The sequence below is a fragment of the Chryseosolibacter indicum genome (assembly GCF_018598585.1).
GTDB classification, from domain to species: Bacteria; Bacteroidota; Bacteroidia; order Cytophagales; family Cyclobacteriaceae; genus Chryseosolibacter; species Chryseosolibacter indicus.
The window spans coordinates 92,211-107,610 of the sequence record NZ_JAHESD010000001.1; the positions used below are offsets into that span (position 1 = coordinate 92,211).

The 15,400-nt window shown below is 39.0% G+C and carries 13 protein-coding genes; 6 read left to right on the forward strand and 7 right to left on the reverse strand.

All coding sequences use genetic code 11. The features are described 5' to 3' along the window. Positions 1-129 precede the first annotated feature (129 nt). From KK060_RS00370 to KK060_RS00380, 3 genes are all read right to left on the reverse strand, one after another. Positions 130-2,052, reverse strand: coding sequence for an efflux RND transporter permease subunit (locus KK060_RS00370; protein ID WP_254151411.1), 1,923 nt, complete (start codon positions 2,050-2,052; stop codon positions 130-132). Positions 2,053-2,110: 58 nt separating this feature from the next. Beyond that, positions 2,111-3,388 (reverse strand): efflux RND transporter permease subunit, encoded by a 1,278-nt coding sequence (locus KK060_RS00375; protein WP_254151412.1) that lies wholly within the window; start codon positions 3,386-3,388, stop codon positions 2,111-2,113. A gap of 99 nt (positions 3,389-3,487) precedes the next feature. Further along, on the reverse strand, positions 3,488-3,895 hold the full coding sequence (locus KK060_RS00380; protein ID WP_254151413.1) for an HYC_CC_PP family protein: 408 nt from the start codon (positions 3,893-3,895) through the stop codon (positions 3,488-3,490). 360 nt (positions 3,896-4,255) lie between these two features. Between KK060_RS00380 and KK060_RS00385 the strand changes: the two genes are divergently transcribed. The 3 genes from KK060_RS00385 to KK060_RS00395 all read left to right on the forward strand — a co-directional run bounded on the left by KK060_RS00385 (position 4,256) and on the right by KK060_RS00395 (position 5,521). Beyond that, positions 4,256-4,681 (forward strand): SRPBCC family protein, encoded by a 426-nt coding sequence (locus KK060_RS00385; RefSeq protein WP_254151414.1) that lies wholly within the window; start codon positions 4,256-4,258, stop codon positions 4,679-4,681. Positions 4,682-4,869: 188 nt separating this feature from the next. Beyond that, entirely contained in the window at positions 4,870-5,322 is a 453-nt protein-coding gene (locus KK060_RS00390; RefSeq protein WP_254151415.1) for a DUF6934 family protein, read from the forward strand. A 31-nt stretch (positions 5,323-5,353) separates the two neighbouring features. Further along, a complete protein-coding gene (locus KK060_RS00395; RefSeq protein ID WP_254151416.1) occupies positions 5,354-5,521 on the forward strand; it encodes a hypothetical protein in 168 nt (55 codons plus the stop codon). Between the two features lie 74 nt (positions 5,522-5,595). On the opposite strand, the gene KK060_RS00400 is transcribed toward KK060_RS00395, so the two are convergent. Then, positions 5,596-6,801, reverse strand: a complete 1,206-nt coding sequence (locus KK060_RS00400) for a tetratricopeptide repeat protein (RefSeq protein WP_254151417.1) — start codon at positions 6,799-6,801, stop codon at positions 5,596-5,598. A gap of 329 nt (positions 6,802-7,130) precedes the next feature. On the opposite strand from KK060_RS00400, the gene ku reads away from it, so the two are divergent. Then, positions 7,131-7,985 (forward strand): non-homologous end joining protein Ku, encoded by an 855-nt coding sequence (ku, locus tag KK060_RS00405; protein WP_254151418.1) that lies wholly within the window; start codon positions 7,131-7,133, stop codon positions 7,983-7,985. Positions 7,986-8,122: 137 nt separating this feature from the next. Further along, positions 8,123-8,728 carry a tetratricopeptide repeat protein gene (locus KK060_RS00410; RefSeq protein WP_254151419.1) on the forward strand — a complete coding sequence of 202 codons (606 nt, stop codon included), beginning with the start codon at positions 8,123-8,125 and terminating at the stop codon, positions 8,726-8,728. On the opposite strand, the gene KK060_RS00415 is transcribed toward KK060_RS00410, so the two are convergent. The 3 genes from KK060_RS00415 to KK060_RS00425 are packed head-to-tail and all read right to left on the reverse strand — an operon-like array spanning position 8,709 to position 11,341. Then, complete coding sequence (locus KK060_RS00415) at positions 8,709-9,575, reverse strand: DUF3667 domain-containing protein (protein WP_254151420.1); 867 nt, start codon at positions 9,573-9,575, stop codon at positions 8,709-8,711. The genes KK060_RS00410 and KK060_RS00415 overlap by 20 nt on opposite strands. A gap of 28 nt (positions 9,576-9,603) precedes the next feature. Continuing rightward, on the reverse strand, positions 9,604-10,119 hold the full coding sequence (locus tag KK060_RS00420; protein WP_254151421.1) for a HEAT-like fold family protein: 516 nt from the start codon (positions 10,117-10,119) through the stop codon (positions 9,604-9,606). A gap of 16 nt (positions 10,120-10,135) precedes the next feature. Further along, positions 10,136-11,341, reverse strand: a complete 1,206-nt coding sequence (locus tag KK060_RS00425) for a Pycsar system effector family protein (protein WP_254151422.1) — start codon at positions 11,339-11,341, stop codon at positions 10,136-10,138. 135 nt (positions 11,342-11,476) lie between these two features. On the opposite strand from KK060_RS00425, the gene KK060_RS00430 reads away from it, so the two are divergent. Continuing rightward, positions 11,477-15,193, forward strand: coding sequence for a BamA/TamA family outer membrane protein (locus KK060_RS00430; protein WP_254151423.1), 3,717 nt, complete (start codon positions 11,477-11,479; stop codon positions 15,191-15,193). Positions 15,194-15,400 lie beyond the last annotated feature (207 nt).

Consider the following 15,400-nt stretch of genomic DNA (forward strand, 5'->3'; position numbering starts at 1 on the left):
ATGTTTAGAAGTTTAATGTTTAATGTTAGAGGTTTAAGGTTTAAGGTTAAAGTTTTAAAGGTTAAAGTTGTTAAAGATTGAAGGTTGAACCTTGGAACCTGAACCTTGGAACCTGGAGCTTTGGATGTTTTAATGCTTAACTTCATACACTTCGAGTTTTCCGAATTTTCTTAATTCATATTCTTTTGTCATTAGAAAGATGAGCGGTGTCACCAACAGGATATGTGTTGATGATGTTAATACGCCGCCTATCATGGGAAGTACAATAGGTTGCATCACATCACTACCGACACCGGTTGACCATAGCACGGGGATGAGTCCGAATAAGGCAACGCATACTGTCATGAGTTTAGGGCGAAGTCGCTTTGCTGCCCCAGCAATAACATACTCTCTCAGTTCTTCTCTCGATATTGTTTCACGTGAGTTGCCCCGCAGTTTTACGAGTTGCTGCATCGCATCGTTCAAATAAATAACCATGACAACACCGGTCTCTACAGCAATTCCAAACAAGGCGATGAATCCGACAGCTACGGCTACCGATAAGTTAGCTCCGAAGAAATAAACCATGTAAGCACCGCCAATAAGGGCAAAGGGAACAGTAATGAGACTGAAGAAAGCTTCACGGACTGACCTAAATGCGAGGTAAAGCGAAATGAAAATAATAAGCAGTACGACAGGAAGAATGATCATTAACGTTTGCTTACCACGAATAAGGTTTTCGTACTGACCACTCCACTCGAGGTAATAGCCATTATGTAAAGCGCCCATTTCCCTACCAAGCTTGTCTATCGCATCTTTTACTGTACTTCCAAGATCTCGGTCGCGTACATTGAACAATACAGCACCACGTAACATGGCATTCTCAGAAGAGATCATAGGAGGACCATCCTCAAACTTTATATCGGCAACGGCAGACAAGGGAATGGTGCATAATGTTTGTGTAGTAACCGGGATTCTTTTCATCTGCTCTATGCTGTTACGGTAATCCTGTGCGAGCCTAACACTGATGGTAAACCGTTGTCTCCCTTCTATTGTTTGGCCTATCGGTGTACCGCCAATAGCAGATTCAACAATCATGTTAACATCATCGACCGTTAATCCATACCTTCCCAAAGCATCGCGATTAATATCTATGGTAAGGTACTTTCCTCCTGTTATGGGATCTACATATAGGTCTTTAATACCTTCAATGCCACTAAGCGCTTTTTTAATTCTCTCGGAAAGCACAGCAATACTATCAAGGTTTTGTCCGTAGACCTTGACACCAACATCGGTACGAATGCCAGTAGCCAGCATGTTAATTCTGTTTATTATGGGTTGTGTCCATCCGTTAACAACACCGGGTATTTGCATTTTGGCATCCAGCTCATTGATGATCTCCTTTTTGGTTATTCCATCACGCCATTGTGATTTTGGCTTAAGCATGATGATTGTTTCAATCATGCTGATAGGAGAGTTGTCGGTGGCTGTACTTGCTCTCCCTGCTTTCCCTAAAACCTTATCTACTTCAGGAACAGATTTAATGATCTTATCCTGCACCTGAAGAATTCTTTTGACTTCTTCATTGGAGACATCGGGCAATGTAACAGGCATAAATAAAATAGATTGCTCATCTAACGGAGGCATGAATTCACTCCCCAGACTCATAAGTAAAGGGATGCTGATAATGAGGGCAAGGATGTTGATGCCTATGGTGGTCTTCCTCCACTCCATGCATTTTCTGATGATCGGCTCGTAGATGCGCTCAAGGAAACGGTTTATTGGATTCTTATGCTCATGTGTAAATTTCCCTTTCATAAAGAAGGAGATAATAACAGGAGCGAGGGTAACAACGAGCACCGCATCTACCAGCATAATGAAAGTCTTGGTATATGCTAAGGGATGGAATAATTTTCCTTCCTGACCTGTAAGCATAAACACAGGAAGGAACGACGTGATGATAATAATAGTCGAATAGAAAACTCCCCGCGAGACCTGCTTGGAAGATTTCTCTATGATATCAAGTCGTTCTTGTTCAGGAATAGGTTTATATGATTTATCTTTTTTAAACATGTTCTTTATTTAAAATTCGGTGCTTGAAAGTTGAGACTTGAAATTGTTTATCTTTAATTCAACTTTCATTAAGTTCTTCAAATCGCGTAGCTAAGTTCTTGTAAGCATTTTCAGCCATAATGATTCCGTTGTCAACAATGACCCCTATTGCCAGTGCTATTCCGGTTAATGACATGATGTTGGACGTGATACCAAATGCATTAAGAAGTATAAAACTGCTGGCAATGGTAATTGGTATTTGAATTATGATACTGAGTGCGCTTCGCCAATGGAACAAAAAGATAATGACCACGAGAGAGACTACAATCATTTCTTCAATGAGTGTTGTTTTAATAGAAGAAACAGATTCCTGGATTAATTCGCTGCGGTCATAGATAATGTTGAACTTTACACCTTGCGGGAAACCTTTGGCTACTTCTTCCATTTTCTTTTTTACAGTAGTAATGACTTCATCAGCATTTTCGCCATAACGCATCACTACAATACCACCAACAACTTCACCTTCTCCGTCTTTGTCAAAGATTCCTAGTCTTGATTCACCCGTCATTTGTACAGAGCCCAAGTCGCGTATTCTAACCGGAGTTGTGTTAACTGTTTTTACAGCAATGTTCTCGATCTCTTCAATAGATTTTAAGTAGCCTGTTGTTTTGATGATGTAGCCGATATCGCTCATTTCGAATTTACGCCCGCCAGCTTCGTTGTTGTTCGTACGAATAGACTGGATGACCTGCTGTGTTGATAGGCCGTAGTAGTTAAGCTTGTTGGGGTTTAATGTTACCTGATATTGTTTCTGAAAACCACCGAACGAGGCGATCTCGCTCACGCCCTGAACATTCTGCAAGGCAAACTTCACATACCAGTCCTGGATTGCGCGTTGTTCTCCCAGATCCATTCCAGGTGCATCTAATGTATACCACAAGATATGGCCAACGCCAGTACCATCCGGACCCAGCGTAGGGGTGACGCCGTTTGGTAGTAAGCGCGACGCATAATTCAAGCGTTCCAGTACGCGTTCACGAGCCCAATAGATTTCAGTGTAGTCATTAAAGATTACATACACGAAACTCATCCCGAACATGGAGGTGCCACGAACATATTTTACTTGTGGTAGACCTTGCAGGTTAGTGACCAAGGGATATGTTACCTGGTCTTCTATAATTTGTGGGCTGCGTCCCATCCATTCGGTAAAAACAATAACCTGGTTTTCGGAGAGGTCAGGTATCGCATCTATTTTGCTTACTTTTACTGAGTAGATGCCCCATGCAAATAATCCGGCAGCGACTAATAGTACAAGGAATCTGTTTCTCAACGAGAAAGAAATTAAGCTTTCAATCATGGCTGTAAATAAAAAATGTAAGTAAGGAAAAGGTATTCGCTAAGGACAAAGCGATTACAGGAAGAGTTGGATTAACTCTTCAAAAAGAAAGAGAAGAAATCAAATAAGAAAAACCTGATGCTCGATGATTATATCGGCACTTCGCAGGGGAGGATCGTAATTGTAATATCTGGTCTGTGCTATGGGCGCAAGTGGAATTACTTCTGCAATAAACGTAAGCGGTTTTTCAACATCAATAGAAACGGGAGCTTCAAAATTAAGGAGTACTTTTGAGCCCTTGAAATCATTTGAATTGTGAATGATGGCTTCATCCTCGCAACAGGCTGCTTTTAACTGACGATGACATGGAGGTAAGCTCTTTTCCATATCGCACTGCTCTGCCTTGGTGAACAGTGCTACATTCTGAATATTACCACCACAGTAATGAATGCCTACCATAAAGCTGGTAGAAGAAATCAATACCAGGAGAATCAGAATAGTGCTTAATATGGTTTTTAACAAGGCCATTACAATTCAAATGTAACGGATTTTTAGAAAATTGAATTTATACTTTAATAGTATTTGGTTGCAAAATTCCTCTCAATCCAGATGTTAGTTCAAAAATGGCCAAACGAATGAGTCAAATTTAAATTGGAATCACATGCATTGGGCGTTAAATGGAGTAACTTTAGATTAATTACCATCTTTTTATAGGCTTGTTCCTGTTATTCGTCCTCCTGAAGTTGAAATACACCTGAGATATAAGGGCCTGTCGCAAATAAGCCGTTAGGTTGTCGTATTTGCACCCCATGTAAATTATCGCGTTCGTGTATGTTTGTAATATCAAACGGAACATAAAGGAAACTATAAACCCAAAAGGAAACTATTATGGAAACTATTGAAAAAACCGTTATTACAGTAAGCGCAACAGTTAAAGCTCCTGTAGAAAAAGTTTGGAGATACTGGAATGAACCCCAGCACATTACCCAGTGGTGCCAAGCTTCAAGTGATTGGCATGCGCCATATGCTGAAAATGATTTAAAAGTAGGGGGAAAGTTTAAAACAACGATGGCCGCGAAAGACGGAAGTTTCAGCTTTGATTTTGGTGGCGTTTATACTAAGGTTGAATTGCATAAAGCAATTGAATATACAATGGAAGATGGAAGGAAAGTACAAATAGAATTTTTAGCCGACGGAAATGAAACGAAAGTTATTGAAAAGTTTGACGCGGAGAACACCCATCCGGCCGACATGCAGCGCGAGGGTTGGCAGGCCATCCTCAACAGCTTTAAAAATCATACTGAAGCAAATTAAGACGAGCTCTTTAGTTATCAGTTAATGCGGAATTTAGAAAACGGGAGTGAATGAACTCCCGTTTTTTTTATTGTAATTGTTGCTTCCCAGACTTCATAATCAACTTAACGAACCCCAGAGCTTTCAAATTGTTGTAGTATGAATGAAGAGGCTCCATTTATGTATACTGCATTATCTTTTTAAAAGGAATGAATTTAGAGCGATATCAAATTGAGGCAAGCCTCGATTTATTGGATTATGAATTTACCAGCAATGGTCCGAAGGGTGAGATTAGAAAAATAGTCAGATTTTCGAAGATGGAGGTTGCGGATGCAAGCCTTGAAATCTATAATCTGGCTTTTGGTGATTATAATGTAGAACAAAACAAGATTGATGATTTGATTGTTACGGATAACAAAGATTCTCAACGTGTTTTAGCAACAGTTGCGGCAGCAATTATTGCATTTACGAATGAATATCCGGAAAAACTTATATTTATACAGGGGAGTACAGCAGTTCGTATGAGATATTACAGGATGGGTATCTCTTCAAATTTAAAGGGAATAGAAGAAATATTTGAAATTTGGGGCTTTTTTGACGATCAATGGGAGCTTTTTAAACGTAATAGGATCTACGATGCCTTATTGGTAAAACGTAAATAATTTGTATTTTTAAGCATAGGAAACAGCAATTATGGCAATAGAGACAGTAAAGGAGGAAATAAAGAAGAGTGGTGAAAAGAATGTTGTAATTAATAGAGCTATTAAAAGCCGGGCTAATGATCCTTTTTTTGTTAAAAAAGCAAAAGAGGCAGAAGCATTTTTAGAACAACATGGCTTACCACAGGCTTACGTTAAGTAAACTGATCATATGAAAGACTATCAAGGGTAACGGTCGGTTTACACTTGAAATCTTTAGTGCCAATCGGGGATTAGCTATTTGCAGAATTTACTTCTCAGCTTTTCGTCAATCTTCATCCCCAACAGCTCTGCCTGACTAAAATCTGCGCAAGCTTCTGCGTTCTTCTTTAGTTTTATTTTTGCCATGCCCCGGTTGTAAAAAGCGAGTGGGTAATCCGGCCAGTAAATAAGAGCAACTGTATAGTCTTCTATGGCATCATTGTACCGCTCAAGCTTCAATAAGACATTTCCCCGGTTTAGCCATGCCTTCGCGTAATTTTCTTTCAAATCAATTGCTTTTGTATAATCAGAGAAAGCGCGTGTATAATCTTTCAGCTTTTCATGTGTTAAGCCTCTTCCCAACCATATTTCAACATTGGTACTGTCTATAGAAAGAGCATGGTTATAATCCTCCAAAGCTCCTTTAAAATATCCGCCTTCATATCTTTGTTGTGCTCTTTCGAGGTAAGGCAATAACATGGTAGAGTCTTCTTTAATGGTAAGTGTTAACCGATCTTCAAGTGAAAGTTGTTGTTTCTTCTTTTCCAATAGTGCCTGACGGTTATGTTTAGCCAAAACATGGTTCGGATTTAAGCCCAAAGCTCTATCATAATCAACTATGGCAGTAGAATCATTAATGCTCTCTTTTGCAAGTCCACGGTTAACGTAAAAGTCGGGCTGCCTAGGATCAAGTCTTATGGCAGTATCAAATCTGACAATTGCATCTTTAAACTTCTTCTCCTTAAATTTGATTAAGCCCAGGTAATTATAAACATAAGGATTGTGACCTTGTTGTGTGGTCGTCATCATCGGGTTCTTTTCATCCACGGACATATTCTGTCTGAAGAAAATTGAATTTGTTTCAGGAGAGGTAAGTGTAAGCATTCTTTTAAAGTCTTCTTCTGATTGGCCCAGGAACCCAAGTTTATATCTTAATACAGCACGGCTCATCAGTATATCTGGATTGTCAGGGAATTTTTCAAGGTAGATGCTGTAATCTGTTAAAGCTCCCTGTAAATCGTTTGTAAGTTCCCGTGCGGGTGCTCGCAGAACATAAGCCTCCATGTATCCAGGATTTATTGTGAGGCACTCATTAAGCAGGATGATGGCATCCTCTACCTTCCCTTGATTATAAGCGGCCTCAGCTTCTTCATACAGTTGGTATGGCTTCTTTGGCTTAGTTTGGGCGATACTTGTCAGAAATATTAACTGTAAAAAGAATATGATTAAAGTATACTTCATTTTAGGAGGTGCGAACCGAATTTACACGCATTCATTCTAAAATTAGGAAACAAATTACGAATGAACCGACGATTGAGATAATGTTTATAACCTAACGAATGACTATTGTTAAAAGTGTAGTAGGGGAGGATTGATAAAAATAATAGTACCGGCATTCTTTTTTAACCGCGGTGATGTACCAACATTTTTATTGTCGTGTCCATAGCATTGTCGAGGTATGAACATGGATTGAAGTGTTGTTATTTAAAAGTTTAATCGGCTTTTGAAAACTTTAAGGTTTTCAATAACTTAGTACCGCCAGGTTAATTTTTTAATCTAAATATATTTTTATGCGAGCGATCTGGAGAGGACATATCCAATTTTCACTTGTTACCATCCCCGTAAGGATTTACAATGCCATTGACGCAGGACAAAGCATTAGTTTTAATCTTCTTTCAAAAGAAGAACACAATCCTGTGAGTTATGAGAAGAAAGATAAGGTAACAGGAAAAACATTAAAAAGTGAAGATATAGTAAAGGGCTATCAGTACGAACCTGGTCAATATGTTATCATTGATCAAGAGGACTTTGACAAAGTGAAGCTGAAAAGTGAAAAGATCATTGAAATTCAAGGATTTGTAGATACTTCAGAAGTAAGTCCTTCATTGTTTGAAGCGCCATACTATATCGGCCCTGATGGTGATGTTGCGGCTAAGACTTATGCATTGCTAGCAGAAACATTAAAGCAAAGCAATAAGGTTGGCGTTGGTAAAGTAGTGCTCAGAGACAGAGAAACACCACTTCTGCTTGCGCCGCATGAAAAGGGAATAGTTATGTACCGGCTTCGTTACCCTAACGAAGTAAGGGATATAAATGAAGTACCTCTTCTGTCGGAGGCAAAAGCAGATAAAGAGCAGCTGAAACTTGCAAAGACATTGCTTGACTCAATGACTGTGAAGTTCACAGATATCGAGATGAGAGACAGATATACAGAGAAGCTTAAAGAAATAATTGAAGCTAAAGTTGTAGGTAAAGAAGTTGTGGTTGTAGAAGAGGAGGCACCTAAGGTGGTGGATATAATGACTGCGCTTAAGGCAAGTATAGACGCTGCTAAAAAGAAACCTATGGAAAAAGCTAAAGGCGAAACTGCTAAAAAGGCGAAAGCAGAAAAGCCTGCAAAAGCGAAACGTAAGGCTAGTGCCTAGCAGAACTAATTAGAGCAAATTACTGTTGTTTAGGTTGCATTTCTTTCGCAAAGACAAGGGAAGAAACAAGGTTATCTGTTTGTTATTATTTGCGGCAGAAATAGTTGACTAATGTTGGGAAACGTTAATTTTGTGATATGGCTAAGGTGGTTCAGTTTCCTGTTAATCCTGCTCCGGAGAAATTCGGGCTTCAACGTGCACGTAAGAAGAAATGCAAAGAGCCATCTAAACAAGGACAGTTAAATCTTTTCAGCAATGGCCGTGTTATAAAGCTCAATAAGCTCACAGCTTTTGAAGAAGCACTTTTAATTGATGAGCAGGGCGACAAGAAAACAGCGCGTATTCTGTACCAGAAAGCAATAGAAGCAGAGGATTGTATTGCTGATTGTTTTTGCAATCTCGGTATTATCGATTCTCAGGAGGGTAATTACCCGAAGGCTATTGATTCGTTTACTCAAGCTTTAAAGCATAATCCCAGACATTATGAAGCGCATTATAACCTGGCGAATTTGTATGCCGAAGTTGGTAATTATGCTTTAGCAAAATTGCATTACGAAATTGCTATTGAACTTGAGCCTTCTTTCCCTAATAGCTACTATAATCTTGGCTTAAGTCTTGCTCTCATGAAATTATACGACGAAGCCGTAAAGGTTCTTTCCACCTACTGTGAACTTACACCGGATGAAGAGCATCAACAGATAAGTGATCTTATATTTAAGCTTTCTACAATGACCAGTAGGTAAACAGGAAGAGAATCATTCGGTAAGCTTCCAGTGCAAGAAATAATCCAAGTAAGCCAAGTACTACCTTAAAGATCAGCTTAAAACCAGTTTGCCCGTAGAAAGTACGTCCAGCTCCGAATAAGAAATAAACATTGGTAAGAATAAAGATGATGGTGAGTGTTCTGTCATCAAGGTATTTCTCCCATCCTAGGTGTGTCCAATGGATAAGCTTATTTATAACTATTAATACCAGTGAAAGGAAGATGGCATTCATGGCAAGATTAAAAGTGGCCAGTTCTACCGCCAATGTAATGTGGTCGGTAAAATACTTGTTCTTTTTTCTGTATATAACATTGAAAGGCAAAGATGCCAGTACAACAAATACAATGATCAGAAGTTTAGCAAGACTTGTTGTTTTATCGTTATACATTAAAGAATATCCCTGGTAGGTATAGCCCTCGGCAAGAATCTTTTCGTTGACCAGTTTCCTAACCCAGGCACTGTGTGTTCTTAAGTACATCTGCGTTTTGAGCGACGTGTTGAAAAGCTGTAGAAGCGGGAAGAGAAAATAAATGAGGTTTAGTACAAAGAAGAGTTGAAGCGGTTTCAAGTAGTTTACCCTTCTACCTTCAATAAACTCCCTCGAAAGGAACCCCGGGTTAGAGATAACATGCCAAAGTGATTTAATGAACTTGTTGTCAGAAAAAGTAAGCGTAAGGGCTATGTTATTCAAAAAGCTTCTGAAGCTTTTGTCTTTTGGCTCAAGCACCTTTTCGCCACATTCATTACAATAAGCTCCTGTAAAAATATTTGAGCAGCTCTTGCAACAATGCTCCTGCAGGTCAGTAAGTTCTATTAAATTATCCATTGAAACTTAAAGATAAACAGCCGGTTTATCAAAAGTTAAGCGCTTTTAATACTTTTCTTGCACGGCTAATAAATGCGGGTTTGGCGTAAGGAAGGTTGTCTTCAATGAGAACCTTTAATTCATTTTTCAACTCAGGGTTTTCTTTAGTGATATTGAAAAGGACGGTCATTGCAAAACAGCGTATAGCTACAGGCTCTTTTTTGTTTTGTAGGAATAGAAAGCAGATGTTGGCAATTGAACCTTGAAATGATGTTGGAATATCAACAAACTGAAGAAGCCTTAAGGTGTTTCTCTTTACTGCATCGTGAAGTTCCGAGTTCTCCAGATGTTTGATCAAGGTGCGTAAATGAGGCTTAACAAGTAAAGGATTATTCTCTACTGAATAAGAGAGGGGCCATGAAGCACGCTGAGTAACAGTATACGGTCCTTCAAGAAAGAGATCTACCAGTTGTTTAAATCTATCTTTATCACTTCCAATATAAGATACAATCTTATCCACCCGATTTCGCGATCGCGTTCTCAGAAGTTCCTTCTTCAAGTCCATCGTAAAAGTATCCGAATTAGATTTTAGGAGACAGCATGAATGCGACGATGAAGGAAAGAATCGAGACTACAAATCCGAACATGAAAACATTGTAAGCGATGCGTAAGAACTTATACTTTTTAGCAAGTACAATTCCAAGGAAGTAAATGTCTTTAATTAAACTGCCATATAAATAATCAGCATCTTTCATCATCTCCTTCATACTCCATTCATAGTCCTCAACTTTCATTCCGTGGAAATTTCCGAAGAACAACAGGTTGGTGCGCTTGTTCTTTATATCCTCGCGCGTAAACCGTCCTGAAGAAATATTGGGTCTTGTGGCCAAGATTGCAAAAACTGTAGTAGCAAGACAGACAGTAATAAGCATAATAGTAGGTACAATGAGTCTTGGGTTTTCTTCAAGTTTGCGTACCAGCACGGAGACAACAACTGAAAGAATAATGGAGTTAATAGTAATCAGTATGTTGGACTTGTTATCAGCCATTTGGCTCAACATAAGATGATTCTGGGAGGTTGTTCTGAACATAGTCTCAATGCCACGGTCTGGCTTGAGAAGCTTCTCTTTTTCAAGTTTTGCCTTAAGCTTTACGACTTCATCTTCAAGTTTGTGAAATTTCTTTTCTGTGAACTCTGGTTTAACCAACTTCCGAAGTTTCTTGATGTTTTTCTTTTTTCCCTGTTGGAGAATCTCCTGACCATAAGGCGTATGATAGCGGTGGTTCTCCATGAAACTTAAGTTAGAATGTACCCACTCTGCCTCGTTCATTACTTTATGGCCGGAATGCTCCCATTCTTTTCGAAGGTTCTCAGCTTTTGCAGTACATTGTTCTGTTGACAGATGATACAAGTCGGCATCACATAGGACCTTGCTGACAAGCGTTTTAGGTTGTTGAGGCATTTTGGTAGCCATAATAGCCTCCGTTACCTCAGTTATTTTCTTTTGTGAGGCGCCCCATTCCTGAAGAAGTTCTTTACTTTTAAGAGCAGCATTCATTTCATGATTTTCCTGACCGGAAACATAGCCAATATCATGAAGCCATGCTGCTATTATTACTGATTCAAGCTCATCATCATTAAGGGAAGTCTGCCTTCCAATTTCTTCAGCAGCCCTTACTACCTCACGAGTATGACTGATATTGTGAAAGGCGCGATTTTCAAAGGATCTGTCGTTAAAAACATATTCTGCGAATTCCCTTGCTTTAATGATAAATTCCGTTTCCATAGATTGTTAAAGGTAGGAATTTTCCCGATTCCTGGTTCTTGCCCTTATCCTACATCAATTTTTTAAATTCTTTCTTTAGATAATCGCCAATATTATTATACTGCATTTAAATATGATGCTAGAGGCGACATACAAATGAAACAAACGATATCAGCAATTGTTTTATTATTTATAACAAACATTATTTACGCGCAGGAGCGCCAGGTAAGCAATTCCATTTTTCTTGTTGGGGACGCAGGAGAACCATATATAGCCTCAAGCCCAATTGGGAAGTACTTGCGTTCGCAGATCTTAGAAAGAGGAGAGAGGGCCATTGTGCTTTATCTTGGAGATAATATATATCCTAAAGGCTTACCACCAGAAGGCCATAAATTGCGAGCGGAAGGAGAGCATATTTTAGAAACGCAGGTCTCGTGGGTAAGAGACACCAAGGCAAGAGGCATTTTTGTACCAGGAAATCACGATTGGCAACATTGGGGGAGGAAGGGACAAGAATACATTAGAAATCAACAAAAATGGCTCGATTCGTTAAAAGATGAACATATCACTTTGTTGCCAAAAGACGGATGTCCAGGCCCAATTGAAATACCCATTAATTCTACCACCATTCTTGTTATCATGGATACTCAATGGTTTTTACACCAATGGGATAAACCTGGCGAAGAGAGCTCTTGTGATTGCAAAACGTCAGAAGAAGTACTAAGCCAGTTGCATGACATCTTTGCGAGAAACAAATCAAAAAGAGTTATAGTAGCAGGTCATCATCCTATTTATACTTATGGCGAGCATGGGGGAGTGTTTACATGGAAATCACATATTTTTCCTTTAACTGACTTCTCGTCGAAATTATACATTCCAATGCCTGTTATTGGCTCTATCTATCCATTATATAGGAAATGGTTTGGTCATGTACAGGATACACCAAATCCTATTTATAAACAATTCAGTAATGGCGTTGAAGATATTATGGCGGAGTTTCCGGGCAGCGTGTATGTGAGTGGGCATGAGCACGCCCTTGAATATATTTATAAGGATAGCACGCATTTTATCGTAAGTGGATCAGGAGCCAAAGTTGAGTACGTCAAGAAGAAAGGTTATGCAAGATTTGCGAAACCTTTGAGAGGTTTTGTAAGATTAGATATACTAACAAATGGAGAAATAGAAGTACATTTTCTCGAGGTAAATGAAGATACTGCAATAGAGAAGGAAGTTTTTTATGATAAAATATCTTTCAATAAAACTCTTGAAGACATAGCTTCGGAGAACATTGATTTTACTGGTAAAATTGTGAAAGTGAAAGCAAGCTCGCTATATGACAAAGCTGGCAAGGGTAAGCGCAAGCTTTTGGGAGAGAATTATCGCAAGGAATGGGGGCAGGAGATAGAAGTACCAGTTTTTGATATAGGAAAAGAAAAGAATGGTTTAAAGATAGTACAACGTGGAGGGGGTCAGCAGACATTATCACTGAGATTGGCAGATTCAACAGGAAGAGAGTATGTTTTGCGTTCAATAGAAAAGTATCCTGAGAACGCAGTGCCTGAGGTTCTAAGAAAAACTTTTGCACAAGATCTGGTACAAGATCAAATCTCAGCGTCACATCCCTATGCAGCTTTAGTTATTCCACCTTTGGCCGATGCAGTAGGTATTTACCATACCAACCCAAAACTTGTTTACATACCTGATGATCCACGATTCAAAGAATATCAATCTTTGTTTGGTAATACGCTCGCACTGTTTGAAGAGCGCCCAGATGACGATTGGTCTGATGCTTCTTACTTTGGTAACTCTGAAAAGATCATTAGCACTACTAAAGTACTTGAAAAGCTTGCAGCCGATAATGACAACCAGGTAGATGAAAAATTTGTACTTAAATCAAGATTGTTTGATATCATTATAGGTGATTGGGACAGGCATGATGACCAATGGAGATGGGCTACAATAAAGGGTAAAAAAGGAGATTCTTACAGACCGATCCCAAGAGACAGAGATCAAACCTTCTTTGTAAATGAAGGAAAGATAACCAAAATATGGAGCAGGAAATGGGCGTTGCCAAAATTTGAAGGATTTGATGAGCACGTTGATTGGACACCCGGGTTATCTTTTAACGCCAGGTATTTCGATAGAACTTTTTTAACTGAGCTAACCAGAGAAGATTGGCTTGAAGTTGCAAGGGATTTAAAAACAGCATTAACAGACGAAGCAATAGAAGCTGCCATTAAAAAATGGCCTCATCAAATCTACTCGCTGCATGGAGAGAAAATAGTTAAAGCACTTAAGCGGAGAAGAGATGATGTGGAGAAATATGCCTTATCTCTCTATGAGTTTTTATCACAAGGTGTAGATATAGTTGGATCGGACAAACGCGAATTATTTGAAATAAAAAGAATGCCAAATGGTGATGCTGATGTTAAAGTATTTAAACTTAGCAGAGAAGGAGAGAAAGGGAAGCAACTCTACTCGAGGCTCTTCAAATACAAGGAAACTAAAGAAATAAGATTATACGGCTTAAGTGGCGATGACCTTTTTAATATCAATGGGAAGGCTAATAGAACCATTTTAACAAGGGTAATTGGTGGCGATGGTACTGATACAATTAGCGATAGGTCTTCTGTACGGGGCAAGAAAACATTGTTTTATGATTTAGAAAACCAGGGCAAGATTATAGAACAGAAAGAGGTAAGAGATTTAACATCTGTAAACCCTGAGGTAAATTTTTATGATCGTAAATTATTTAACTATGACAGACTAGCACCATTGGTATATGGGAATTATAATCCGGATGAAGGTCTTTTTATCGGAGGCGGTTTTATTTTTATAAAGAACGGCTTTAGGAAACTTCCATTTGCAACAAGACATCTTGTGCTTGCAAGCGTGGCGCCGCAGACATTCTCATTTAATTTTAGATACGCTGTTAAATTCACAGAGCTTTTAGGTAAATGGAATCTGGAAGTTGATGCTAACTTGAGGTCTCCTAATTACGTCAATAACTTTTTTGGGTTTGGTAATGAGAGCAAATTCAATAGGAATATTGAGAAGACACCAGGCATATCAGTTAATCATGCTATTCAATATTATCGTTATCGTTTTGAAGAGTTTACATTGGAGACTGCTGTTTCTCGAAAACTTGGTGATGTTGCGACATTGAAAATAGGGCCCGCGTTGCAACGTATTGAAATGGAGGAACCGGAAGATGATGAAGACAGGTTCATAGAAGAGTATGCAGAAACTTTAAATTACGGGTTGTTTGAAGAATATCGTTCTTATGCCGGATTAAGCTGGCAGGTGGCGGTTGACAGACGAAACAGTCCATTATTTACTACACGAGGCCTACAATGGATACTTTCCGGTAGGAATATGACAGGACTGAATAACGGAAGTAATTCTTTTTCTTATTATGAAAGTACACTTAGTTTTTATCATTCCTTTAGACTACCTGCCCGAGTAACTTTTGCTCTTAGGGTCGGTGGTGGTACTAACACTGGAAATTATGAGTTTTATCAGGCACAAATTCTGGATGGTAAAACGGAGATGAGGGGCTATCGCAAAACAAGGTTCTATGGTGATAGTAAACTTTACTCTAACCTTGAGATGCGTATGAAATTGCTGAGTTTCAGATCTTACCTTTTTCCTGCAAGTCTTGGTATACTCGGTTTCTTTGATACCGGCCGTGTATGGTATAAAAATGCGGATGGCGTAGATTCTTCAGCACTAGATGGAAAGTCAGATTTATGGCATAGGGGTTTTGGAGGAGGGGTGTGGTTTACGCCTTATAATCTTGCAGTAGTTTCCGCTGAAGCAGGGCATTCAAAAGATGGAACGCTGCTATATATCCGGTTAGGGTTTCTGTTTTAAACTTTTTTTAAAGAAGGTTTTGTTGTGGATTGAAAGAGAAGCGTGCATAATACTGCCACGACTGAATTGAAATGTACAAGGTAGAAAGGAGCTGAATTATTCTACAATTAAAGGCGAGTAATTTGTAAATGTTTTGAATTGCCGTTGTGAATAGCAGTAATAATAAAGCGTCTGTCGAAAGAATACGAGGCTTTAACCCGATGGTAT